Here is a 22,222-nt window from a genome sequence, read left to right as displayed (position 1 = left end):
ACGCCTGGGGGGCGTGAGCCCACGACCAGTGCAGCAGAGAGTAAACCGCCGATGGCCGCTTTTGCGGATCAGGTAAGGGTGAAAGGGTGCGGTAAGAGCGCACCGCGCGTCTGGTAACAGTTCGTGGCACGGTAAACTCCACCCGAAGCAAGACCAAATAGGTTCCCTGTTACCCTTGAGGTACAAGGCGTGGCCCACGCTGGGAACGGGTAGGTCGCTTGAGCCTGCGAGTGATTGCAGGCCTAGACGAATGACTGTTTAACACAGAACCCGGCTTATAGACCGACTCCACTCTTTAAAAGACCCCGCTTGTTCACGCAAGCGGGGTTTTTCTTTTACAGTATGCCCACTTTTTGAAGACACAGGCCGCTTATGCTGTTTTTCTGGTTTCAACAGGACGCACTTTCACTGCATTGTGGGGCACTCTTGCTCGCCGCCATTCTGGTTAGCGGTGTGTACCTTGACGCCCGGCTGGGAGAGCCATCGAAGTTTCACCCGCTCGTGGGTTTCGGTCGCTGGAGTGGAGTGCTGGAGCGAGCGTTAAACAGGCTCCCGGGAGCACCGGGTTACATCCTTGGTGCAATCGCAGTCGTCGTTGCGCTTTCGCCTTTGGTTCTGATTATTGGTTTGTTGCAGGCCTCTGCGTCGCTGTCGCTGATGAGCGCTTGTTTGTTGCAGCTGGTGATTCTTTACTTGTGTATTGGCTGGCACAGTTTGCAGGAGCATGTGTCTGATGTCTGGCGCAGTCTGGCGACGGACGATCTGCCAGCAGCCCGCGAAGAGTTGGGCAAAATCGTCAGCCGTAATACGCAGGTACTGGATGCCGATGAAGTGGCTCAAGCCAGTATCGAGAGCACGCTGGAAAACTCCTCGGATGCGTTATTTGCGACTTTATTCTGGTTTCTTATTGGTGGCGCCGAAGCCGCCTTACTGCACCGCTGGGCGAATACGCTGGATGCCATGTGGGGTTACCGGACAGAGCGCCACTTTTATTTCGGCTGGGCTGCGGCCAGGCTGGATGATGCCATGGCGTGGTTACCTGCTCGGCTGACGGCATTGTCATTTGTCTTTGCCGCAGGCGAACATCGTCAGAAGGCACTGGATTGCTGGAAAACTCAGGCTAAATATTGTGACAGTCCAAACGGCGGCGTGGTGATGACCGCCGGCGCGGGGGCGCTCAACCGAAAATTAAGTCAGCGCGCAGACTATCAGGGCACCATAAAACAGAAGCCCGTGATGGGCTGTGGTATGCCTGCTGGCGTGGATGATATTCCACGTGCGATTCGCCTGGTCAAACAGGCTCTGCTTATTCAGTTGTCGTTGATGGTGTTCTGTTGCCTGTCATTGCATTACGTCACTGGTGTGATGTGAGGAAACTGAAAACAGCGATCAAACCGGCTGCGCACGGATCTGACCTTACGCGTGCAATGGCGCGTTATGGTGATAAAGACTGGCTCGATCTTTCGTCCGCGGTCAGCCCCTATAGCTGGTGGGCTGAGCGTGCGGACGATGTCTTCTTTCCGGCTGTAGAGAGCCAGGCACTGCCTGAGGTAAAGGAGAGTCTCCGCGAAGCAATCGTAGCTTACTATGGTGAGCCGGGTCTTCCGACTGCGGGAAGTCAGGCAGCTATTCGCAGCTTGCCCTTATGCTTTGATGAATGTGCTGTGTGGGTTGTTCGTGGCAGTTATGGGGAGCATGCATTGAGCTGGGCTATGCATGGCCATCATGTCCAGCAGAAAAGTATTGAGGATATCCGCCACTCGTTACAAGCGGGTGATGCGCCTGATGTACTTATAGTGGTGAATCCGGACAATCCCACCGGCTATTACTTCTCCCAGCCTGAGCTATTTGAATGGGCTTCCGTTCTTGAAAAGCGGGGAGGCGTGTTGATCTGCGATGAAGCATTTATGGACGCAACTCGACACCTCAGCTTGCTCGGAGAGCACCGGCCAGAGAATACTATCGTTCTGCGTTCCTTGGGTAAGTTCTTCGGACTGGCGGGTATCCGGTTCGGTACAGTATTCGCAGAATCTGGCATGTTGGCCACGCTCTCATCGTACCTTGGGCCCTGGAGCTTATCGTCGTTGACACTCAATATTGCCGAGTGCGCACTGAAGGACAGGGCCTGGCAGTCGACACAGAAAATTCGCTTGGCTGAGTTGCAGCAGCGAATGACTATCCCTCTCCGCGATGACGCTTCATTTGCTGGAAGCACTCCGTTATTTATGACATTACGCACAGAATTCCCCCTACTTTGGCAGGATTGCCTGGCGAGTAGAGGAATATGGAGCCGGGCATTTCCCGATCAGGGCTTGCTTCGTCTTGGGTATCCGTTGCCTGATCAAGTGGGACGAATCCTTGACGAAGTCTTGGCGCTGCCTGGGCTGAAAGCATTCCACTAAGGCCTTTGGCTACTTCTGAATGTACTTTGATGTCACCTTGAGAGGGTTTTACCTCGCCATTATGGCGCATTAAGACCTGTCAACAAACCGGCACCCCACATAGGATTGGAGAACACCTGATAAAATTATCAATTACAGGGACGATATGTCGCTCCAGATTCCTACCAATACGCCGTTGAAAAAACCACCGGCGGATTACTGCCCAAAAGGTGCAGAACGCTGGTTCACCATCCCAGGAGGGAAAGATTCAGGTAAAACGATGTTTTACTATGATATCTCAGTCGGAGGAGATGAGCCTGAAGCGACGATTGTGCTGGTGCACGGGAACCCTGAAACCAGTTACACCTATCGTTATATCAGAGATGAATTAATCCGCAGTGGTCGTCCGCTGAGGATCATCGCCATGGATCATATCGGTTTCGGTCTGTCTGATCAGGCAGACTTTGAGATGGTGGACATGCACCACTCGGAAAACCTGATTCAGTTGATCCGTTATCTCGACCTTAGTGAGGTGACGCTCTGCATTCATGATTGGGGCGGCCCTATTGGTGTCGGGGCTTTTATTGAAGACCCATACCGGGTTAAAAATCTGATGGTGATGAATACCACCATTTTCCCCATGCCCAAACAGGGCTACACCTATAAGAACTACCCTCATCCAGTATTGACATGGGCCTTGTTTCCACGGCTCTATCCGGCCTTCGCCTGGGGAGGTGTTGCGGCAACGGCCGTCTCCAGTGGCGAGCCCCAGACAGCCATGAGCCTGATCCGGCGAGCCACCAGCAATACGCTAGCGCATTTGTGCAACAGTATGTCGAAAACATCGCCTGAGTATGTCTGGTCTCAATCGCTGAGAAGCATTGCCAATGCACGTAGCTCAATGCGTAACGTGAAGCAGACACCACGCTGGGGTTATGGTTATCGCTACATGGACGAAAGTTACGGACTTCAGGACAACACCGAGTACTATCGGAATATGCAGGAACGTGTCCCCCGGTATTGGAAAAACTGCCCGGCAGCAGGCGTGTTTGGTCAATGGGACCCATGCGGTAAAGATGAAGTCATTGCCCAGTGGCACGACGTGTTGCCACGGATGAAGATGGCAACGCTCAAATATCCGGATGTCGGGCACTTTGTTGAAGAAGTGAAATGGAAGGAGATTTCTTCAGAAATCCTTCGCTTGAATTTTTCCTGACAAGATCTTTATAAAAGATACTATTGATCGTGGCACCTGTTTCGCTGAATGTTTCTTTCGGTGATCAGGAACCTGAGGTATCGTGTGTCAGAACTTTATTGTCTGTAAATCCGATATACATAACTCTCTACGCAAGATACTAAATTACGTCAGTCTGAGGGTTGATAATTCCCGATCATCTCTCAAATTATTTCTCATAATAAAACGGTCTTAGCGCTTTCATTCTGTCTCTTATACTTTCTTCAGGGTCGCCGAAAAGTGGAGCAGAATCATGAATAATCACATCGTTGTAATTAACTCTCCGAAGTACAATCGGGACATATATTTCCGGCGGTTTGTGGAGCAGATACGCCAGAATAAAATGCACCGTAAGACACCGGTTGTATTACTAAATACTGACTATCCGGATGGGTTGCCATCTTCTTTAACTGGCTTAGGTATCCACCTTGTGCAAGGCCATGGAAATCATGAAGATGACTTCCGCCGTGCCAATCTGGAAGGGGCTGAAAATATTCTGATTCTGGCCAAAGATGAATATATGGAAGACTCAGACAGTCTCTGTTTTGACCTCTGTTATCGCATGAAAGAACACGGACTTGCATACCGCGTGATCGTTGAATGTGTTGAGGATGAAAACCGGATACGTATGAAGAAGTTGGGTGTGAAGTCCGTGATTCGACCAATCCGTTCATACCCAGAGATTCTGGTTCGCGCTATGGAATCTCCCGGATCAGAATTGATCATCGAAGATATGTTCACTCACGATAAAGATCATTTCGTCCGCTATCCACTTTGGTTAGAAGGTGACTGCTGGCGAGATGTCGTGGCAGCGATGATGATGTCTAACATTGGAACGCTACTGGCTTGTATCGGTAAGGGGGGGCGAAGTGAATATTCACCCAGCGGCAGATGAACGGGTATTCGGACAAAGCCTTATCATTCTGGTCAAAACAGAATACATACCGAGCGAAAAAGAGGTACAGGAAGCATTCCGGAAATTCAACAGCAGTGATATGAGCGCATAACTGGTTGGACGGATGATCTGACGAGGTGGATTGGCTAGACTACGAATAACAGTCATCAGTCATCATTCAACCGAAAGTCAGGGAGCCAGGGATGTCCATATCAGAAACAGGCGAAGCCGGTACTACGTCTAAGCGTAGTATCGGTGCATTCATTTTTGGTCTGATGTTTCTTGGCCCGGCAATCGGAATATTGCTCTTTGGTCCTCTGGATACACTCCGTCTTCACGTTATGACTTCTGGCTGGACACAGATTTCAGCCACGCTTCAACGTATTGATATCGAATACCATCATGGTGATACAACGACGTATTCGTTAGAGGGGCTCTACAGCTATCGCTTCAATAACCGTGATTATTCAAGCAACCGTATCAGTTACTACGAATCTCCGGACAACATTGGTGACTGGCATGCAAAGACTGAGAATAAGATTCGCAGAGCCTCTGCCAGTCAGGTCCTTACCGCCTGGGTGAATCCGGATAATCCATCGGAAAGTTATCTGGTCAGGGATATCCGATGGGAAAAAATTGGTTTTATGATGATTTTTGTTCTTGTCTTTGGTGGCGCAGGGGCGGGGATTATGTTGTTTGGGCGCTATTCCGCGCGTCAGGCAGATGTCGCTTCAGGTGTAGTTTATTCAGGGCAGAACCTGATGCACTGGGTGCTTGGATTTATGTCGATGGTTTTCCTGTTGATCTCTTTGCCTGGCGTTCTGAGTGTGCCTTCTGAATTCAGATCTGGAAATCATGCCATTCTTCTCGTCCTCTTATTTCCTTTAGTCGCTGCTGGCCTGGGTATAGCTGCGTACAGGTCGCGGAAAAACTGGTTGTTTTACGGACGCACGCCTTTGTATCTGAACCCTGTACCCGGGCAGGTACAGGGACAGGTCGGAGGGACTCTGAAAATCAACAAAACCGGGTTGGGGGAGCGTTGGAATATCAGGTTGAAATGCGTTCGTCAGACGCGCTCCAGCGGTAAAAACAGTTCAACGCGTGAAACCTTGTTATGGCAATCCAACACGCTGCCTGAAGTCACAGAGAGCGACGGTGAAACATGCCTTAATTTTGTATTTAATCCTGACCCGGAACTTCCTCAGAGTTATCGTAAAGGTCGTACAGCCGTTATCTGGCGGGTCGAAGTCGAAGGCCCTACTGAACCAGTGAAATTCCAGCGCCAGTTTGTAGTGCCCGTTGTAGAGGGCGCCGCCAATAGTACTCTCGACATTTCCACCGAGCATCAAAGTAAAGCATCGCGCAGCCAGGTCGCCGCCGCCGAGGCCGCGCTCAGTCAGAACCTTGATATGACGCTGAGCGGTGATGACTTTATTATTCATAGTGCCGCAGGGCGACATCTGTCTTTTTTCCTCATTTTTATGTTTGCCGGAATCGCCTTTGCAGGGGCAGGGCTCTTTATGTTGAATCAGGCGGCCACCGAGGGCGTTACCCTGTACTTTATGGGCGGCGTATTCTTTCTTGTGGGGACGCCGATGGCCCTGGGTGGTTTGTTTGGGCTTGGCCGGTCACTGGAGAGCCGATGTGAGGATGGCAAGATTGAAACCGTGCGCTACTGGATGGGAAGGGCGCTCTGGCGCCGCAGTACCGAATTCAGAAGTGCTCAGCAACTCGAACTTAAAGCTGCGGGTAGTTCGAGCACAGGCAACAGCACAAAAGAGTATTTCCATATCCGGATTCGTGATGGTCAGCGTAAGGTCCGTATCGCAGAAATGATTGAAGGGCGCGAAGCAGCAGAGTTACTGATGGACAGGCTTCGGGCCAGTCTCATCTCTGATGAATTGATCGGTTGAGCTTGATTGGTGACCCGATCTCCGGCTTCCGCTAAACTATACAAAACTGATACAGACAACCATCGTCACGACCTGTCTTTCTGGAGAATCATTTTGAATAAGCCCCCATTCGGCGTTCTTATTGCCAACCTCGGCACCCCGGAAGCACCGACTGCAAAAGCAGTGCGTTCTTACCTAAGAGAGTTTCTCAGCGACCGACGTGTTGTCGATGTACCGCGTCTGCTGTGGTGGTTGATTCTTAATTTAGTCATTCTTGTTATCCGCCCACCGCGGGTAGCGAAAGCGTATGCCAAAGTGTGGGGCCCTGAAGGTTCACCCCTGATGACGATTTCGCGTGCACAACAGCGTGCATTAGCAGCGGCCTTAAAAGAAGAGTACGGTCAGGACATTCCTGTGTCGTTGGCCATGACGTACGGTAAGCCCACCATGGAAGAGGCTGGCCGGGAACTGCGTAAGGCCGGTGCCGAGCGTCTGATTATATTGCCGTTGTATCCGCAGAATTCCTCGTCGACCACGGCGGCGGTACATGATCGATACTCCAATGCGATGGCGCCTTGTCCGCACGTGCCCGCTGCTCGTTGGATCACTGACTATCACGTCCATCCGGGTTACATAGGCGCTCTGGCAGATTCGGTTCGTGAGTATTGGGCTGAGCACGGCCAGGGCGATCGACTGATGATGTCGTTTCACGGCATTCCGCAGCGATATGAAGATCGTGGTGATCCGTACCCAAGCCAGTGTCGGGCGACGGCTGCGGCACTTGCCAGCGAATTGGGTCTTAGCGACGAACAATGGATATGCAGCTTTCAGTCACGCTTCGGTCGTGAAGAGTGGGTTAAGCCGTATACCGATCACACGTTAGAGGACTGGGGAAAGGACGGCGTCGGGCGTGTCGACGTCATCAGCCCGGCGTTTGCGGCAGACTGTCTCGAGACGCTTGAAGAACTGGATATGGAAAACCGCGAAACCTTTATCGAAGCTGGCGGCAAGGACTATCACTATATTCCCTGCCTGAATGATCGCCCGGATCATATCGGTATGATGGTCTCTCTGGTCAAAGAAAATGCGGGTGGCTGGTCCTGAATTCTGTTCAGAGCTGTCTCTTTCGGTAAGCCGATCGTGTGTTTTGATCATGGTTGTCCTTGCTTCTTTATGCAAAGATGCGGCAATCATAAAAGGTAAACAGCGATGAGTGATCACAATAAAGTCTTAGTTGAAGTGCAGGACCACATTGCCTGGGTGTACCTCAACCGCCCGGAAAAACTGAATGGTCTGGATCTGGATATGTTCCATGGTCTGGTCGCGGCAGCGAAAAAGATACGCAAGGATCGTAGCGTTCGTGCGGTAATTCTTGCTGCGAAAGGTGAGTCGTTTTCTGCGGGGCTCGATTTTAAGGCGGTGAGTAAAAATCCGTCGATGATCCCTAAGCTGTTCCTGAAACTCCCCTGGACCAAAATGAATCTGGCGCAGCGAATTGCGCATATCTGGCGGGACCTGCCAGTGCCGGTTATCTGTGCGATTCATGGCAATTGCTTTGGTGGCGGAATGCAGATTGCCCTTGCCGCGGATTACCGCATTGCGACGCCGGACGCCAACCTCTGCATTATGGAAATGAAATGGGGCCTGATTCCTGACATGAGCGGCATGGTGACGCTATCTCGCCTGACCCGTGTCGATATCGCCCAGGAACTGACTATGACGGGCCGTCAGTTCAGTGCCGAAGAAGGCTTCAGTTACGGTCTGATTTCTAAGCTGGCGGATGACCCTCAGGCAGAGGCGCTTGCGTTGGCGCAGACCATTGCGACGAAATCTCCGGATGCGATTGCAGCCACTAAATATCTGTTCAAGAAAACCTGGAAAGCGGATACCTGGAAAGCGCTGCGTTGGGAACGTTGGGTTCAGACTCGTCTGTTGGGTCGCAAGAATCAGCAGATCGCAATGAAGAATGGTCTGGCGGGTAAGGGCGCAGAGCCGAAGCCATTCAGAGATCGCAGCAGCTTTAAGTAAGTCCTTCAGACAGATAGACAGAGTTGGTTCCCCGGAGCGGATCAGGTTTCTTCCTGAACGCCTCATCATCAGGCCATCGCGTCTCCGGGGCTGCGTCATAAAACCTTATTTCTGTTAAGGGATTATGACGAGCTCTGTTTGCTTTAATCTTCCCCTAAGAAGCCACCGGTCTGGTGGGCCCACAGTTGCGCATAGATGCCGCCCTGTGCAAGCAGTTCTTCATGCGTTCCCTGTTCGGCGATTTTGCCGTCATCCAGTACGATCAGCCGGTCCATTGCCGCGATGGTCGACAGACGGTGAGCAATGGCGATTACAGTTTTATTTTCCATCAGGCGGTAGAGGCTTTGCTGAATAGCCGCCTCTACTTCTGAATCGAGCGCTGATGTTGCTTCGTCCAGAATCAGAATCGGAGCGTCTTTTAAGAGCACTCGGGCGATAGCGATGCGCTGGCGCTGACCGCCGGAGAGTTTGACCCCACGTTCGCCGACCTGAGCATCATAGCCCGTGTTACCTTCCGGATCGTGGAGGTCACGGATGAAGGCATCCGCTTCAGCTTTGCGGGCAGCGTCCAGGACGTCTTCGTCACTGGCATCGGGCCGACCGTAGAGAATGTTGTCGCGTACGCTTCGGTGCAGCAGGGAAGTATCCTGCGTCACCATGCCAATTTTTGATCGCAGACTCTCCTGCGACACCTGGCTGATGTCCTGTCCGTCGATCTTAATCTGCCCACTGTCAATGTCGTAGAAGCGCAGCAGCAGATTAACGAGTGTGGATTTACCTGCACCCGAGCGTCCAACCAGTCCGATCTTTTCACCGGGTTTGATAGTCAGGTTCAACGCTTCAAAAACCGGGTAGCTCTTGTCGTCAGCGCCTTCGTATGAGAAGTGCACATCATCCAGAGCGATCTCCCCGTGTTCTGCATTCAGCTTTGGCGCATTCACTGGGTCGGTAATGGTCTGTGGTTTCGCCAGTGTGTTCATGCCGTCAGCCACTGTGCCCAGATTTTCAAAGAGAGAACTGATCTCCCACATTATCCATTGCGCCATACCATTCACGCGTAGGGCCAGACTGACTGCAATCGCAATGGCGCCAACAGTGATGGCGCTGTCCATCCACAGCCAGATAGACAGGGCTGCGACGGTAAAGGCCAGCAGGTAGTTGATCATATTCACTGAAAAGTTCAGACCGGTGGCCAGGCGCATCTGGTGATATACCGTACCGAGGAAGCCATCCATGCTGTCACGGGCGTAAGACGTTTCCCGCTCTGTGTGTGAGAACAGTTTTACCGTCTGAATATTGGTGTAGCTGTCGACAACACGCCCTGTCATAACACTGCGGGCATCCGCCTGCTCTGTCGCAATTTTTTTCATGCGCGGCACAAAATAAAACTGAATACCTATGTAGGCCGCCAGCCAGACGACCATGGGCAGCATCAGTCGCCAGTCTGCTGTGCCAATCATCACCAGGGCTGAAATAAAGTAGACGAGGATATAGACCAGCACATCCAGCAGCTTCATTACAGTTTCCCGGACTCCCAGCGCCGTTTGCATCACTTTGGTGGCAAGGCGTCCGGCGAAGTCGTTTTCATAAAAGTTCAGACTTTGCTTGAGCAGATAGCGGTGCGCCTGCCAGCGAATGCGCATTGGGTAATTGCCGAGCAATGACTGATAGGTGATCAGGGCATGCAGTAATACGACGACAGGCATGGCGACCAGCACCACCAGGCTCATGAGCAGCAGTTTGGTGCCTTCGCTGGCAAATAAGGTGTCTGGGCTTTGCGTGGATAGCCAGTCGACCAGGTCACCCATAAAGCTGAAGAGGGTGACTTCAAGTATGGCGAGCATGGCGGTCAGACACGACATGGCCAGCAATGAGCCTTCCAGTCCTCGGGTGTAATGGCGGCAGAATGCATAGAGTCCCTGAGGAGGTTGCTCCGGATGTTCGGGAGGAAAGGGATTGATGCGTTTTTCAAAAAAGCTGAGCATAGATGTCCAGAGCCGGAGTGGAAGAGTAGTGCGAAGCAGGAACCTTAACGGTTTCTGGGAGTCATTTTAACCTGAATTGTGCTTGCAGGCTCTGGCAGAGTCTGTTGCACTGGAACGGACAATCCGCCCTACGTGATTTTCTCATCGTAAGGGTAAGAAAATTTCACTGTACTGTTATTATAAATCCTCTATCTTTGCGCGACTTCAAACGCACAGCAGTCTGACCCTAAGGAGGTAGCGAGCCTGATGTTGACCCAACCGGAAGCCTATTACGACGCCGATACTTTTGCCCGCATTAAAGCGGCTGCAGATCAGCAGGAAACGCCTGTTCTGATCGTGGATACCAAAACCTTCGGCGAGCAACTGGATCACCTGATGGCTTGCTTCCCTTATGCAAACACCTACTACGCGGTGAAAGCGAATCCTGAGGTAGCAGTGCTTGAAATCCTTCGTGACCGCGGCTGTAACTTTGACATTGCCAGCCGTTACGAGCTCGACAAGGTGTTGTCGCTGGGTGTGGGTGGTGACCGAGTCAGTTTCGGTAACACCATCAAGAAGATAAAAGACATTCGCTACGCCTATGAGAAGGGGGTTCGTCTGTTCGCATCGGACTCAGAAGCCGATCTTCGCAATATTGCAGAAGCTGCTCCAGGGTCGAAAGTGTTTGTACGCATTCTGACCGAAGGCTCTCAGACCGCAGACTGGCCACTGTCGCGTAAGTTTGGTTGTCATGTGGACATGGCCATTGAGCTTTGCATTATGGCGCGTGACCTGGGACTGAAACCTTATGGTATTTCGTTTCATGTTGGCTCTCAGCAACGTGACATTGGTGCCTGGGACTCTGCGATCGCTAAGGTTAAGTGGATCTTCGAGCGCCTGAAGGAAGAAGAAAATATTGAGATGAAAATGGTCAACCTCGGGGGCGGGTTCCCGGCGAACTACATCAGCCGCACCAACCCTCTGGAGACCTACGCAGAAGAGATTACCCGATTCCTGAAAGAGGATTTCGGCGACGAGCTGCCTGACGTTATTCTCGAGCCGGGTCGATCACTGGCTGCGAACGCAGGTATTCTGGTCAGCGAAGTGGTGCTGGTCAGCCGCAAGAACCGTACCGGTCTGGACCGCTGGGTCTACACCGATATCGGCAAATTTGGTGGCTTCGTAGAAACAATGGACGAGGCGATCAAGTATCCACTCTATGTGGAAAAAGACGGTGACACTGAAGAGGTAATTATTGCAGGCCCGACCTGTGATTCGGCTGACATCCTATACGAACAGTACAAGTATGAACTGCCACTCTCTCTCGAAGCCGGTGATCGTATGTACTGGTTCTCCACCGGCGCGTACACCACCACCTACAGTGCGATTGAATTTAACGGTTTCCCTCCGTTAAAAACGATCTGCATCTGATCTCTCCTGTAAAAAAAGAAGCCAGGCGCACAGCGTCTGGCTTTTTTTTATCACTCCGCTGACCCATATTCCGTTGTACTTCAGGGATTCGCAGAGAGTTGATCTTCGTTGACTGCGCTCCGCAGCACAGCCGGCTTATTTCCAGCCAATCTCAGTTACCGCGGCGACACGCAAAATAAATCGCCCTGAAAACATATCAGTTACGTGACGGTAGGTAGATTTCAGGGCTCGATTTTGCTCTGACGGTCGCGCGGCGCCTTTATTGTCTGGCGCCGCCTGAATGTCTGCTGAGCCCAGCAAACGAAGCTCTTATGCAGAAACGGATATGAGAGTCAGCTGGGCTATAAATCAGTTTTGACGACTCATTACAGCAACAAACATGGTATCGGAATCGACATCCGGTGCACCGAGCAGTCGCGAACTTTCCAGAGCAAAGTCAGCGTGATTTTTCAGAAAGGCTTCCACCGCATCTTCGTTTTCTTCGGTCAGCCAACTGCACGTCGCATAAATCAGCTTACCGCCATGTCGAACGGCCTCACTCGCATTGTTCAGTAGCTGTTGCTGTAAGCCAGTCAATTCCTTGAGGTAGGCTTCGCTCAGACGATTGCGCGCATCCGGGTTACGGCGCCAGGTACCGGTTGCCGTGCAGGGGGCATCAATCAGAACTTTATCGAAGCCTCTCTGACGGGCAATTTCTTTGGGCAGGCGTAACGGCGCTTCGCCATCCCAGACAAAGGTACGGATATTGGCAATGCCAGCGCGCTTCGCGCGTTTCTTCAGTTCGGTGAGTTTAAATTCTTTCAGGTCGGTTGCGACTACGGCGCCTTTACCACTCATGCCGTCGCCAATAGCCAGAGTCTTTCCACCGGCGCCTGCGCAAGCATCCCAGATCTTCTCGCCGGCTTGTGCATCAACGGCGGCAGCGATCTGTTGACTGGCAAAGTCCTGCACTTCAACACGACCTTCTTTATAGGCTTCGGTCTGTTGCACACCGAAACCGCCGGTGGCACACAGCCCGTGTTTGTTCAGGTTAACTTCTACGCCTGCTGCTTTGAGTTCATCGCGTAGGGTTTTCGCATCCTGCTCGGCTGCCGGGCGCAACCAGAGTGGTGGGCGGCTCTGCTGCATACGGATAAATTCCTGTCGCTGCTTGTCATTCCAGCCAGACAGTTCAGTGCGGTGTTCTATCGCACTGGCGAGCGAAGCGTCGATACCAAACCAGATGTAAGCCAGCGGCGAATCCGGATTCTTACGAACCCAGGCGGCGGTATCGTCGACGGTGGTTTTGCGGCTGCCAGCCTGCCAGTCTTTCGGGATGTACCACTGAGAATAGCTACGGCGCTGAATCCAGAACCAGAAGTTATTGCGGCTGAGGTTTTCGGCCTGTTCTGGATTCCATTGTTCAGTCCAGGCCTGCCAGTCCTGATCAAGGCCTCTTTCATGGATTAACTCCAGGGCGCAGGCGAGTTGCCGGAAACGCAGTGCATGCTGCATGGCACTGCCGAGTTCCAGAGGCATGGTTTCGCGGAAGCGCTTACGCCAGCCGGCTGCTTCATGCTTGAGCCAGCGATCAAAGTGCGCGTTAGCGGGTTGGCTTAACCATTTCAGCCAGAGCGTATGAAGCTGGTTGTAGTTGATCAGTAAGGGCTTGTCGATCATAGGTGTCTCCGGCCGGTGAGAATGGCGGCGCAGTATACCCGAAAGTGATCAGCCCGTACTGCCTTGTCTGTATTGGCTCGGGCTGGCGCCGGACCAGTTTTTAAATGCTTTGGCGAAGTTACTTGCGTCGCTATAGCCTAGCTGGTCTGCAATCTGATCCACCGACAGCGTAGTATCCTTCAGCAGGCGTTGCGCTTTGCTATAGCGCAGCTCATCTTTGATCTGCTGAAAACTGCGCTCTTCGGCTTTGAGTTTTCGGTTCAGGGTCGCGGCCGACATAAACAGCATATTCGCGACATCCTCCACGGTTGGCATCTCTGCCAGGTGATCGTTAAGTATCTCTCTGACTTTACCCGCCATGGTATTGGTCTCGGTCACCTGTGTCATCGCCTGGGTTAGTTCCTGCTGGGCAAGATCGGCCAGTTTTGGATCAAAGAAGGGCAGCATGCCGTCGAGTGCCTTGCGGGGCCAGGTCAGGCAATTAATAGGGGCGCCAGTGTATACGGCGCAATTGGGCAAGATATCCTGGCTGGATAGGTCACCACGGCAGGCAATCTGAATCATGCTGCGCGCGTTACGTGACTCGGCAGGTACAAGAGTACGGCAGATGGTCTCGACGCTGGCCAGAAACGCCAGAACCATAAAAAATCCGGCCCGGCTGTCGGGAATACGGGTGGTGATGTAAAGGTGACGACTACTTTTGTCGGTTTCGCGACGCAGTTCAAACAGCTGCACGCGGGTTTCGATGAACTGTTCTACTTTACCCGCTGCATCTTCCATGGTGGCACTGTATTGGGCCGCGTAGCCCAGTGCGCCATGCTTGGAGAGGGTCATACGCTTGCCGAACTCCAGAGCAGCGGACAGGTCCACGTGCTCGAGGAAGTTGTCGATCAGTAGCAAAGCGGACTCATGTCCGATCTGCACGCTGGGCATGAACATCAGGTTTTCAGGTAGTCCGGTGCCCTCCAGGAGCGCAGACATGGGGATGCCACGCTCAAAGGCCATCTCGCCAAGCAGTATAAGGTAATCAGACGAGAGTCTGTGCTCACCCGATCCGATGGTTTTAGTCGTCATAGATACCAGATGCCAGTTTTGAACCACAGGGTGAAAGCATTGCACCCCAAAATATCCGGATCAGTATGTCATAGTGATTGCATGTCAGGTATGTGAATTCTGGCCAACGATACAGAAATTAACAATTCGTGGACGGGCTTCCCTAAGAGGGGGATCGTATGACTAATATTAAGAATAAATCTGCACAGGTTGAGATCAAACCGCGTCGCATGGCGTTCGATACTGAATCGCCGATGAATAAATACGCTTTTAAAAATAATTCACTGATCAGCACCTTTTTCTATGCGCTATCGGCGCTTTTCCCTGATGGTGAACGGTTCTTTATTCACTCCGTGCGTAACTACCGCGACGACATCAAAGACGAGACTCTGAAGGAGCAGATCCGTGGTTTTATTGGTCAGGAAGCTCACCATGGCGTATCACATGAAGCGTTAAACCAGGCAATTACCGACATGGGCTTTCCCATGGATCGTATCGTCGGCCGCTTGCACAAGCGCGTTGATTTTCTGAAGAAATTCAGCCGCGAACGTCAGCTTGCTTTGACGGTTGCCATGGAGCACTTCACAGCGTCATTGGCGGAATTTTTGCTCAAGAATCCCGAAATACTCGAAGATGCAGATCCGACGGTTCGTAAGATGCTGCTGTGGCATGCTGTAGAAGAAATTGAACACAAGGCTGTCGCGTTTGATGTGTATCGTGAGCACGTAAATGATGAGTTTATGCGTAAGCGGGTGATGGTGATTTCTATGATCAGTCTGTTTTCTCGTTTGGCTATGTATCAGGTCTGGCTACTGCGTTCGCAGCGTCATTTTCCAAGCTGGAGAGAGTGGAAAGAAGCCGCGGTATTTTTCTGGGGTAAGAAGGGCGTTCTTCGCGATAACATGAAAGGATTAGCGAAGTTCTTCAAAACCGGTTTCCATCCATGGGATATTGATCAGAACTACCTGATTGAGAACTGGGAAGAGAGATACCCCGATATTGCTGCACTGCAGGTGAATTAATCTGCTGAACGATATTGTTTGACGACGCCCGGCAATGCCGGGCGTTTTCGTCTGTGAGCAGCTCAGGCATAATGCCGCCAGATTTAATTCTGTGGAGCCCTTATGAAGCACGATTTCTGGCACGAACGTTGGGAAAAACAGGAGATTGGTTTTCACTTGAGCGATACCAATCCCGCCCTTACCAGTCACTGGCATACCATTCCTGTCGATCTAGGCGAGCGTGTTCTGGTACCACTCTGTGGGAAGTCGGTAGATATCCTATGGCTGCTGCGTGAAGGCTATCAGGTAGTAGGCGTAGAGTTGAGTGAAATTGCGCTGGATGCACTGGCTGAGTCGATCGAAGAGACCTTCAGTCTGGCGGTCGATAAGCAGCAGGTGGGTAACCTCATCCTCTACCGGGCTGCAGGTATTCTGCTGATTTGCGGTGATTGGTTCAGTCTGACTTCTTTTGATACTGGGCCAATCGATGCGGTTTATGATCGTGCAGCACTGGTCGCAATGCCTGAAGAGATGAGGGCCGACTATGCCAGCCAGCTGCTGAAGGTGTCAGAAAATGCACCTCAGTTGCTGGTTACGTTTGAGTACGACCAGAACGAGATGTCGGGACCGCCGTTTGCTGTGGATCAGGCACAGGTTGAGTCGTTTTACGTAGATACGATGAACATTGATGTGATGGCTGATAAAGACTGCCTGGTTGATGAGCCCAAGTTTCGCGAGCGTGGCCTCTCTGCGTTGCGTGAAAAAGTGCTTCGCCTCACGCCAAAGGGCTGACCTCGGTAATTACAATGCTCTGGTCGGAGGGATAGCGCCAGCGGATGTTCAGATCCCATAGACGCACGCCGTATTCCCGTTCAGGATCATGCGACTGGTAGGCTGGGCGTGGGTCCTGAGCCAGGCACTCCTCAATAACAGCAATAACATTCTCGTTGAGTCTGGCGGCTTCTGTAGTCGCCTGTCGATGGGCTTCTTCGGACCAGCTCACAGTGAGCGGTTCTGGTGCTGAAGGCGCTATCGTATTCGTCGCATCAACCACAGAGTCGGTGTAGGGCACGTAAGGTTTTATATCGACAATGGGGGTGCCGTCGAGAAGGTCTGCGCCCGAAACCAACAACGTGGTGCCTTCTATTTTCTCAATTTTGACCAGTGACTGGCCCAGTCCGTTGGGGCGGTGCGTACTGCGTGTCGCGAATACCCCAATGCGCTGATTACCACCTAACCGTGGCGGACGGACACGCAGTGATTCCGGGCGGCTTCCAACACCATGAAAACAGAATATCAGCCAGATGTGCGACACCCGCTCCAACCCCTGTAGTGCTCCGGGGTCGTCAAACGGTGCCTGTAACTCTATCCGGGTGAGTACCGAAGGTGCCAGGCCGGGTTGACGAGGGATGGCAAACTTCTCTTTGTAAGGGGATCGGGCTAACGCCAGAATGTCTAAAGTGGGCATACAGGTCTCCGTTGGCGACTGGCAGTATACCGCTTTGGCGTGAGTGACGGGACTTCCCCCGGTAGCTGGCTCTTGTGGATACTCCTTTAATCGGTGAATTGCGTTATCATCAAGCCCGGACAGTAGTTTGTCCCTCTGAAATTTTTGTTGATTGAATAGTTAAGGATCAGAACCTATGAGTGGTTTGCAGGATCGAGTACAGGATACGAAAGAACGCTTTCAGGACTGGATGGCAGATCGAAAGGACGCCAAAGGTGGTTCCGGACGTCTGATCGTCTGGCTGGTGGTGTTATATCTTCTGGTTGCGCTGGTAGTGGGTATGTTCTGGTCGCAGGAGCCGGAGACATTTAACGTACAGGCGTCAGCGAATACGCGGGCAGAAGAAATGGGTGTTCAGCCAGTTCGTGGCTTCACCACTACCGCTACCCTGATGAAGATCACCGAAACCATGCTTTACAAGCCGGGTGGCTATCTGTCGAACGATATTTTCCCGCCGGGGGTGTGGCTGGATAACATTCCTAGCTGGGAGTTTGGTGTACTGGTTCAGGTACGAGACTTCTCCCGTGCACTGCGCAAAGACTTCAGCCGCTCGCAGAGTCAGTCGACGGAAGATAAAGATCTGGAAATTGCTGAGCCGCAGCTGCATTTCGACGGTAACAGCTGGTTGGTCCCTGATTCCGAGGGTGAATACAAGCGTGGCCTCGAAGCTCTGCAGTCTTACCTGACCCGCTTGTCTGATCCAAATGAGCCGACGGCGCAGTTCTACGCGCGTGCGGACAACCTGCGTCAGTGGTTGCTGGATGTTGAAACCCGCTTGGGTAGCCTCTCTCAGCGTCTGAGTGCATCGGTAGGCCAGCGTCGCCTCAATGAAGATGCAGGCGCGACTCCTCTCCCTTCAGAGGAAGAGGTAAGAACTCCGTGGACTGAGGTTGACGATGTGTTCTACGAAGCGCGTGGTACTTCATGGGCGCTTCTGCACCTGATGCGTGCGATTGAAGTGGACTTCCAGGACGTTCTGGAGAAGAAGAATGCACTGGTTGGTCTACGTCAAACCATCCGCGAACTGGAGGCTACTCAGGAAGCACTCTGGTCTCCAGTGGTACTGAATGGCAGTGGGTTCGGTGTTTTCGCTAACCACTCGCTGGTACTTGCATCCTATATTTCCCGCGCGAATGCCGCGATTCTTGACCTTCGTGAGCTGCTTGCTCAGGGTTAATTGCTGACCTCTACAGATGCCGCACGCCGGCGGCATCTGCTGTTCCCCTCTCAGAAGTAAGACTTCATCTACAATTTAATCAGACTGATGACGCATTTACGTTCTGTTGTCTGGTTTTGTTGGCCTGTTTGTGCATAACTATGGTGTATATGGCCCTTTCTGTCTTTGCAGTGAGGGGAGTACGATTGTCCCGGATTTGGACCCTCAACATTGAAAGCACTCATAATAATAATTACAAGCGCGTGTTTACTGGTTGCCTGTGGTGGTGGCTCTGGAACGTCAGACGATACTCCAGCTCCCCCGGATACCGCACCAGCTACGCCAGAAGAAACCGTAGATACCGACGATGATGGTATTCCTGATTCTCAGGATGACGACATCGATGGGGATGGCGTGCGCAACGCCGAAGACGCTTTTGTATTTGACGCCGGTGAATGGGCGGATAGAGACTTTGATGGCATAGGTAACAATGCCGACGCAGACGATGATAATGACGGTTACTCCGACAGTGACGAAGTCGCGGCTGGCTCTGCCCCCTTGGATGCGAGCGATACGCCGGCAGATCTCGACGGCGACTTTATCCCTGACGTTCTTGATGACGATATAGACGGCGACGGTGTTCTGAATGATTTAGACGCCTACCCTTACGATCCAGAAAGGAGTGAGCCTGATGTTGTTACTGAGCCTACCGAACTGGACACTGAACTTCTGGCGCTGATTACCGACATTGGGTTTGATCCTTCCGAGCTGACAGATCGTATAGTCCCTCAGCCGGGAGATGCGTTGGTCGAGCTGGGTAAGGAGCTGTTTTTCTCCAGATCTCTCAGCTTTGGTGATGATGTTGCCTGTGCGAGTTGCCACGACCCGAGACTTGCTGGAACCGATAATCTCAGTTTGCCCGTCGGCGTTGGCGCTCATAATCCGCTGATTGTCGGGCCTGGGCGCCGACATGATGGGAACTACTACATCGACCCTAAAGCTGACTTTGGTCCGAACGTACCTCGCAATAGTCCGACGACCTTTAATATTGCTTTCTATGACCGAGCTATGTTCTGGGATGGGCGTATTGAAACCATCGAGTACGATCCGGGAGACCTTTACTACGTAGGTGTCGATACTGGTGCCCCGAATGGTGAAGGTCAGTTGATGCGAACACCGGACAGCCAGTTCCGTGGACCAGATAACAAGGCTGGTCCCAACCTGACTGCTGCTCAGGCACGCTTTCCGGTAACTTCTGTGGTTGAAATGCGCGGCTTTGATCCTGCCGCAGGTCTTACCTCATACGATACTCGTGATCTGATCGCAGAAAAATTGCTTGATCGTGGTTGGGAAGGATACTTCCGCGATGCCTTCAACGATTACATTAGTCTTGATAGGAAGCTGATTACTTATGACCGCATAGCGATGGCACTTGGCGAGTATCAGCGCTCGCAGGTTGCACTGGATTATCCGTTCTCGCGTTATGTTGACGGTGACATTAATGCGATTTCTGAAGAGGCAAAAGAAGGTGCGCTACTCTTCTTTGGCGAGGGTAAATGTTTCGGCTGTCATGCAGGTGCTAAGTTTTCCGATGAGCAATTTTATCCCTTGGCAACGCCACAGATAGGGCGTGGTAAAAATGTCTTTTCTCAGGACTTTGGTCGCTATAACACGGTACCGGATGTATCAGATAAATTCGCTTTCCGTACTCCCAGTTTGATTAATGCCGAGCTCACATTCCCCTATATGCATGCCGGCTCTATCGCGACACTGGAAGAGGCCATACGTTGGCATTTCGATCCGGTAGCGCAACTTGAAGGGTATGATTATAGCCTTGATCATCTTGCCCAGTTTGCTGGCCTCAATATTAATACAAGCGGCCACCAGGCTCAGGTTCCGGCAATTTCTGCGGCTTATCAGCAATGGCGCTCCAATAAGTCACGTAGATACAATCGTGTACCCAGTGTCGTCTCGAGCGAGAAAGTCTCACAGTATGCGGCCTTTATTCGGAGCTTGACTGCAGATTGTTTGAAAAGCAGCGTTTGCGTCGAACAATGGATGCCAGATTACACATCGGTCGACCCCGATGGGTTCCGGCTTGAACCAGAGTTCTCCTTCTTCGATAACACTGCTGTTTTTGACGTATTTCCTCCTGCTCCAGGAGAATCAGTTGCCCCAGTCTTTCCTGATCTTTCTGAGATAGAGCCAGCTAATATATCGTCCTGTGTGGCAATGGATGTGGATAGTCGCCCGGAAATTGATCTTTCTGTTGGCTTCAGAAAAGTAGTCCTTTCCGGGTTGAATGAGTCACACAGAGTTGGGCCAGAAATACTCGACGATATTGTCAGTACTGCGGAAGTTGCCCTGGTGATAGGTTCTATCGCTTCCGCAGATATTGATGGTGATTGTGATTTTGATCTCGCCATTGGACTTGGTAAAGAGAAAGGTATTCAGATATATCTCAATGAGAACGGACGTTTTGAAAAAGCACCGGATAATATGGGCATCGATAGTAGAGGTGATATTGCTGCTTTCTCTATGACTGATATCAATGGTGATGGTTGGCCGGACCTGCTGGTCGGTCATGTATACGAGCCGGACAGTAAGTTATGGTTGAACAATGGTGGTGATGGTTTTCTTCGGGTAACTCAGTTTGGCCATGATACGGTGCGCACAACTCATAACTCGACTTTTGCTGATATCGATAACGATGGTGACCTGGATATATTCAGTCACAACTGGGACTTTATGCGCACGGCAGAAGAAATCCATATCTGGAAGAATGATGGCCGGGGCTTGTTTGAACCCTGGCAGGATGACGTTGTTTACGGCGCATTTGGCGATCGGGATTATACCTTTGCTGCTAACTTCGCGGATGTGAATAAAGACGGTAATCTGGATATCCTGGTTGCTGCGGATTTTCAGCGCTCTCAAGTCTTTCAAGGGGCTGATTCTGGGACATTTTTCAATGCGACCCGAGCCAGTGATATAAAAGACTACAATGCGATGGGGGCTGCTGTAGGAGATATTGACAACGATCAGGACCTTGACTGGTTTGTTACCAATATACAGTTTCCGATCGCGGGTTATGCTCCCTTTGTTAATCGGATGTATTTGAATGAGTCAACTGAAGGCGGTGATATTCAAATGAACGAGGTTGCTGCACATGTTGGTGTCGAGGATGGCCTTTGGGCATGGGGTACCTGCATGAAAGACTTCGACAATGATGGTTGGTTAGACATCTTCCATGTGAATGGTTTTGGCTATGCTAATAACACCTTTGAGCATCCTTTGTTCGAAGTACTCTCGTGGCTTGGAATTACCGGAGTCTATGACCTAGTGGATTCCAATGTTGGTGGGCTTGTCAGTTCTCTCTACGGCTATTTCGGTGGCTTTACCCAAGTGAACGAGATACTCGGCAATGGTTACCTCAATGAGAGTCAGTTCGTGTCAGAGCTGGAAGCACTTATCCAATCATCGAAAGAGCTCAATGAAAGGCTGGGTGAAGAGACTTACGCTCTTGAATATTTTTATGGCACGCCAGCCCGGTTGTTTATGAATAATCAGGATGGCACCTTCCGTGAGGAAGCTGCATTGCGTCATATTGATGATACTGGTGAAGGCCGGGGAATTGTCTGTAATGACTTTGATCGAGATGGCGATATCGACATCGTAATTATGAACCACAGTGGATTTCCATCGTATTATGAAAATCACTTCCGTCGTTTAATTACTGCGGACGACAACTTCCTGAATGTAAGACTTCGTGGTGTTGGAGGTAATCAGTCCGCTTACGGTGCCAAGGTCTATGCGACCAGTGAAACACTCAACCAGTACCGGGAAATGCGTTTTGAGAATAATTACATGTCCAATAATGCACCAGAACTCCACTTCGGCTTAGCAGGCGATAACGCTGTCAGCGAACTGCGAGTAGAGTGGCCAGATGGTGAAGTGACAATTGTCAGCGACGTTCCCGCCAATCAGTTTATGGTTATTGAGCACCCGTCGTACAACGACTGAC

At 51.5% G+C, this 22,222-nt stretch carries 16 protein-coding genes and 1 other RNA gene; 13 read left to right on the top strand and 4 right to left on the bottom strand.

Going from position 1 to position 22,222, the window contains the following annotated elements:
• From rnpB to B2067_RS15075, 8 genes are all read left to right on the top strand, one after another.
• Positions 1 to 294: RNase P RNA component class A (gene rnpB, locus B2067_RS15110), an RNA gene on the top strand; the annotation flags it as partial.
• 78 nt (positions 295 to 372) lie between these two features.
• Complete coding sequence (gene cbiB / locus B2067_RS15105) at positions 373 to 1,371, top strand: adenosylcobinamide-phosphate synthase CbiB (protein ID WP_301388990.1); 999 nt, start codon at positions 373 to 375, stop codon at positions 1,369 to 1,371.
• Positions 1,368 to 2,402: an aminotransferase class I/II-fold pyridoxal phosphate-dependent enzyme gene (locus B2067_RS15100; protein ID WP_301388989.1), complete on the top strand. Its 1,035-nt coding sequence runs from the start codon at positions 1,368 to 1,370 to the stop codon at positions 2,400 to 2,402. The genes cbiB and B2067_RS15100 overlap by 4 nt, the downstream gene beginning before the upstream one ends.
• Positions 2,403 to 2,547: 145 nt before the next feature.
• Positions 2,548 to 3,597 carry an alpha/beta fold hydrolase gene (locus B2067_RS15095; protein ID WP_301388988.1) on the top strand — a complete coding sequence of 350 codons (1,050 nt, stop codon included), beginning with the start codon at positions 2,548 to 2,550 and terminating at the stop codon, positions 3,595 to 3,597.
• Between the two features lie 271 nt (positions 3,598 to 3,868).
• Positions 3,869 to 4,510: a TrkA-related ion transporter gene (locus B2067_RS15090; protein WP_301388987.1), complete on the top strand. Its 642-nt coding sequence runs from the start codon at positions 3,869 to 3,871 to the stop codon at positions 4,508 to 4,510.
• A 203-nt stretch (positions 4,511 to 4,713) separates the two neighbouring features.
• Positions 4,714 to 6,423, top strand: a complete 1,710-nt coding sequence (locus B2067_RS15085) for a DUF3592 domain-containing protein (protein ID WP_301388986.1) — start codon at positions 4,714 to 4,716, stop codon at positions 6,421 to 6,423.
• A gap of 93 nt (positions 6,424 to 6,516) precedes the next feature.
• Entirely contained in the window at positions 6,517 to 7,506 is a 990-nt protein-coding gene (gene hemH, locus B2067_RS15080) for a ferrochelatase (RefSeq protein WP_301388985.1), read from the top strand.
• Positions 7,507 to 7,611: 105 nt separating this feature from the next.
• Entirely contained in the window at positions 7,612 to 8,430 is an 819-nt protein-coding gene (locus tag B2067_RS15075; RefSeq protein ID WP_301388984.1) for a crotonase/enoyl-CoA hydratase family protein, read from the top strand.
• Positions 8,431 to 8,573: 143 nt separating this feature from the next.
• Here B2067_RS15075 and B2067_RS15070 read toward each other — a convergent pair whose 3' ends face one another.
• Positions 8,574 to 10,415 carry an ABC transporter ATP-binding protein gene (locus B2067_RS15070; RefSeq protein ID WP_301388983.1) on the bottom strand — a complete coding sequence of 614 codons (1,842 nt, stop codon included), beginning with the start codon at positions 10,413 to 10,415 and terminating at the stop codon, positions 8,574 to 8,576.
• A gap of 246 nt (positions 10,416 to 10,661) precedes the next feature.
• Here B2067_RS15070 and B2067_RS15065 point away from each other — a divergent pair, with 246 nt between their 5' ends.
• The gene (locus B2067_RS15065) at positions 10,662 to 11,825 is read left to right on the top strand and encodes a type III PLP-dependent enzyme (protein WP_076513758.1); all 1,164 of its coding nucleotides are present in this window, start codon (positions 10,662 to 10,664) and stop codon (positions 11,823 to 11,825) included.
• Positions 11,826 to 12,173: 348 nt separating this feature from the next.
• Here the strand turns inward: B2067_RS15065 and B2067_RS15060 are convergent, their stop codons facing one another.
• Together B2067_RS15060 and B2067_RS15055 are read right to left on the bottom strand one after the other, a co-directional pair.
• On the bottom strand, positions 12,174 to 13,484 hold the full coding sequence (locus B2067_RS15060) for an RsmB/NOP family class I SAM-dependent RNA methyltransferase (RefSeq protein WP_301388982.1): 1,311 nt from the start codon (positions 13,482 to 13,484) through the stop codon (positions 12,174 to 12,176).
• A gap of 48 nt (positions 13,485 to 13,532) precedes the next feature.
• Positions 13,533 to 14,558 (bottom strand): AraC family transcriptional regulator, encoded by a 1,026-nt coding sequence (locus tag B2067_RS15055; protein ID WP_297533252.1) that lies wholly within the window; start codon positions 14,556 to 14,558, stop codon positions 13,533 to 13,535.
• A 158-nt stretch (positions 14,559 to 14,716) separates the two neighbouring features.
• On the opposite strand from B2067_RS15055, the gene B2067_RS15050 reads away from it, so the two are divergent.
• Together B2067_RS15050 and tmpT are read left to right on the top strand one after the other, a co-directional pair.
• The gene (locus B2067_RS15050; protein ID WP_068442415.1) at positions 14,717 to 15,559 is read left to right on the top strand and encodes a metal-dependent hydrolase; all 843 of its coding nucleotides are present in this window, start codon (positions 14,717 to 14,719) and stop codon (positions 15,557 to 15,559) included.
• Positions 15,560 to 15,661: 102 nt separating this feature from the next.
• Positions 15,662 to 16,330, top strand: coding sequence for a thiopurine S-methyltransferase (tmpT, locus tag B2067_RS15045; RefSeq protein WP_301388981.1), 669 nt, complete (start codon positions 15,662 to 15,664; stop codon positions 16,328 to 16,330).
• Here the strand turns inward: tmpT and tsaA are convergent.
• Positions 16,314 to 17,006 carry a tRNA (N6-threonylcarbamoyladenosine(37)-N6)-methyltransferase TrmO gene (gene tsaA / locus B2067_RS15040; RefSeq protein ID WP_301388980.1) on the bottom strand — a complete coding sequence of 231 codons (693 nt, stop codon included), beginning with the start codon at positions 17,004 to 17,006 and terminating at the stop codon, positions 16,314 to 16,316. The two genes, tmpT and tsaA, sit on opposite strands and share 17 nt — an antisense overlap.
• 175 nt (positions 17,007 to 17,181) lie before the next feature.
• Here tsaA and B2067_RS15035 point away from each other — a divergent pair, with 175 nt between their 5' ends.
• Entirely contained in the window at positions 17,182 to 18,222 is a 1,041-nt protein-coding gene (locus B2067_RS15035; protein WP_414716544.1) for a DUF2333 family protein, read from the top strand.
• A gap of 210 nt (positions 18,223 to 18,432) precedes the next feature.
• Positions 18,433 to 22,221, top strand: coding sequence for an FG-GAP-like repeat-containing protein (locus tag B2067_RS15030; RefSeq protein WP_301388979.1), 3,789 nt, complete (start codon positions 18,433 to 18,435; stop codon positions 22,219 to 22,221).
• Position 22,222 lies beyond the last annotated feature (1 nt).

This window comes from Thalassolituus sp. UBA2590, assembly GCF_002339775.1.
Classification (GTDB): Bacteria; Pseudomonadota; Gammaproteobacteria; order Pseudomonadales; family Oceanobacteraceae; genus Thalassolituus.
The sequence above is the reverse complement of the archived record's forward strand: the minus strand, read 5'-3'. Positions and strand labels throughout refer to the sequence as shown.

Bases quoted from the DNA above. Each gene is read 5' to 3' on its own strand.
- B2067_RS15070 (WP_301388983.1), bottom strand. From the start codon at position 10,415: ATGCTCAGCTTTTTTGAAAAACGCATCAATCCCTTTCCTCCCGAACAT.
- B2067_RS15095 (WP_301388988.1), top strand. From the start codon at position 2,548: ATGTCGCTCCAGATTCCTACCAATACGCCGTTGAAAAAACCACCGGCG.
- B2067_RS15085 (WP_301388986.1), top strand. From the start codon at position 4,714: ATGTCCATATCAGAAACAGGCGAAGCCGGTACTACGTCTAAGCGTAGT.
- B2067_RS15065 (WP_076513758.1), top strand. From the start codon at position 10,662: ATGTTGACCCAACCGGAAGCCTATTACGACGCCGATACTTTTGCCCGC.
- B2067_RS15055 (WP_297533252.1), bottom strand. From the start codon at position 14,558: ATGACGACTAAAACCATCGGATCGGGTGAGCACAGACTCTCGTCTGAT.
- B2067_RS15035 (WP_414716544.1), top strand. From the start codon at position 17,182: ATGAGTGGTTTGCAGGATCGAGTACAGGATACGAAAGAACGCTTTCAG.
- cbiB (WP_301388990.1), top strand. From the start codon at position 373: ATGCTGTTTTTCTGGTTTCAACAGGACGCACTTTCACTGCATTGTGGG.
- B2067_RS15060 (WP_301388982.1), bottom strand. From the start codon at position 13,484: ATGATCGACAAGCCCTTACTGATCAACTACAACCAGCTTCATACGCTC.
- B2067_RS15050 (WP_068442415.1), top strand. From the start codon at position 14,717: ATGACTAATATTAAGAATAAATCTGCACAGGTTGAGATCAAACCGCGT.
- tmpT (WP_301388981.1), top strand. From the start codon at position 15,662: ATGAAGCACGATTTCTGGCACGAACGTTGGGAAAAACAGGAGATTGGT.
- B2067_RS15075 (WP_301388984.1), top strand. From the start codon at position 7,612: ATGAGTGATCACAATAAAGTCTTAGTTGAAGTGCAGGACCACATTGCC.
- B2067_RS15090 (WP_301388987.1), top strand. From the start codon at position 3,869: ATGAATAATCACATCGTTGTAATTAACTCTCCGAAGTACAATCGGGAC.
- tsaA (WP_301388980.1), bottom strand. From the start codon at position 17,006: ATGCCCACTTTAGACATTCTGGCGTTAGCCCGATCCCCTTACAAAGAG.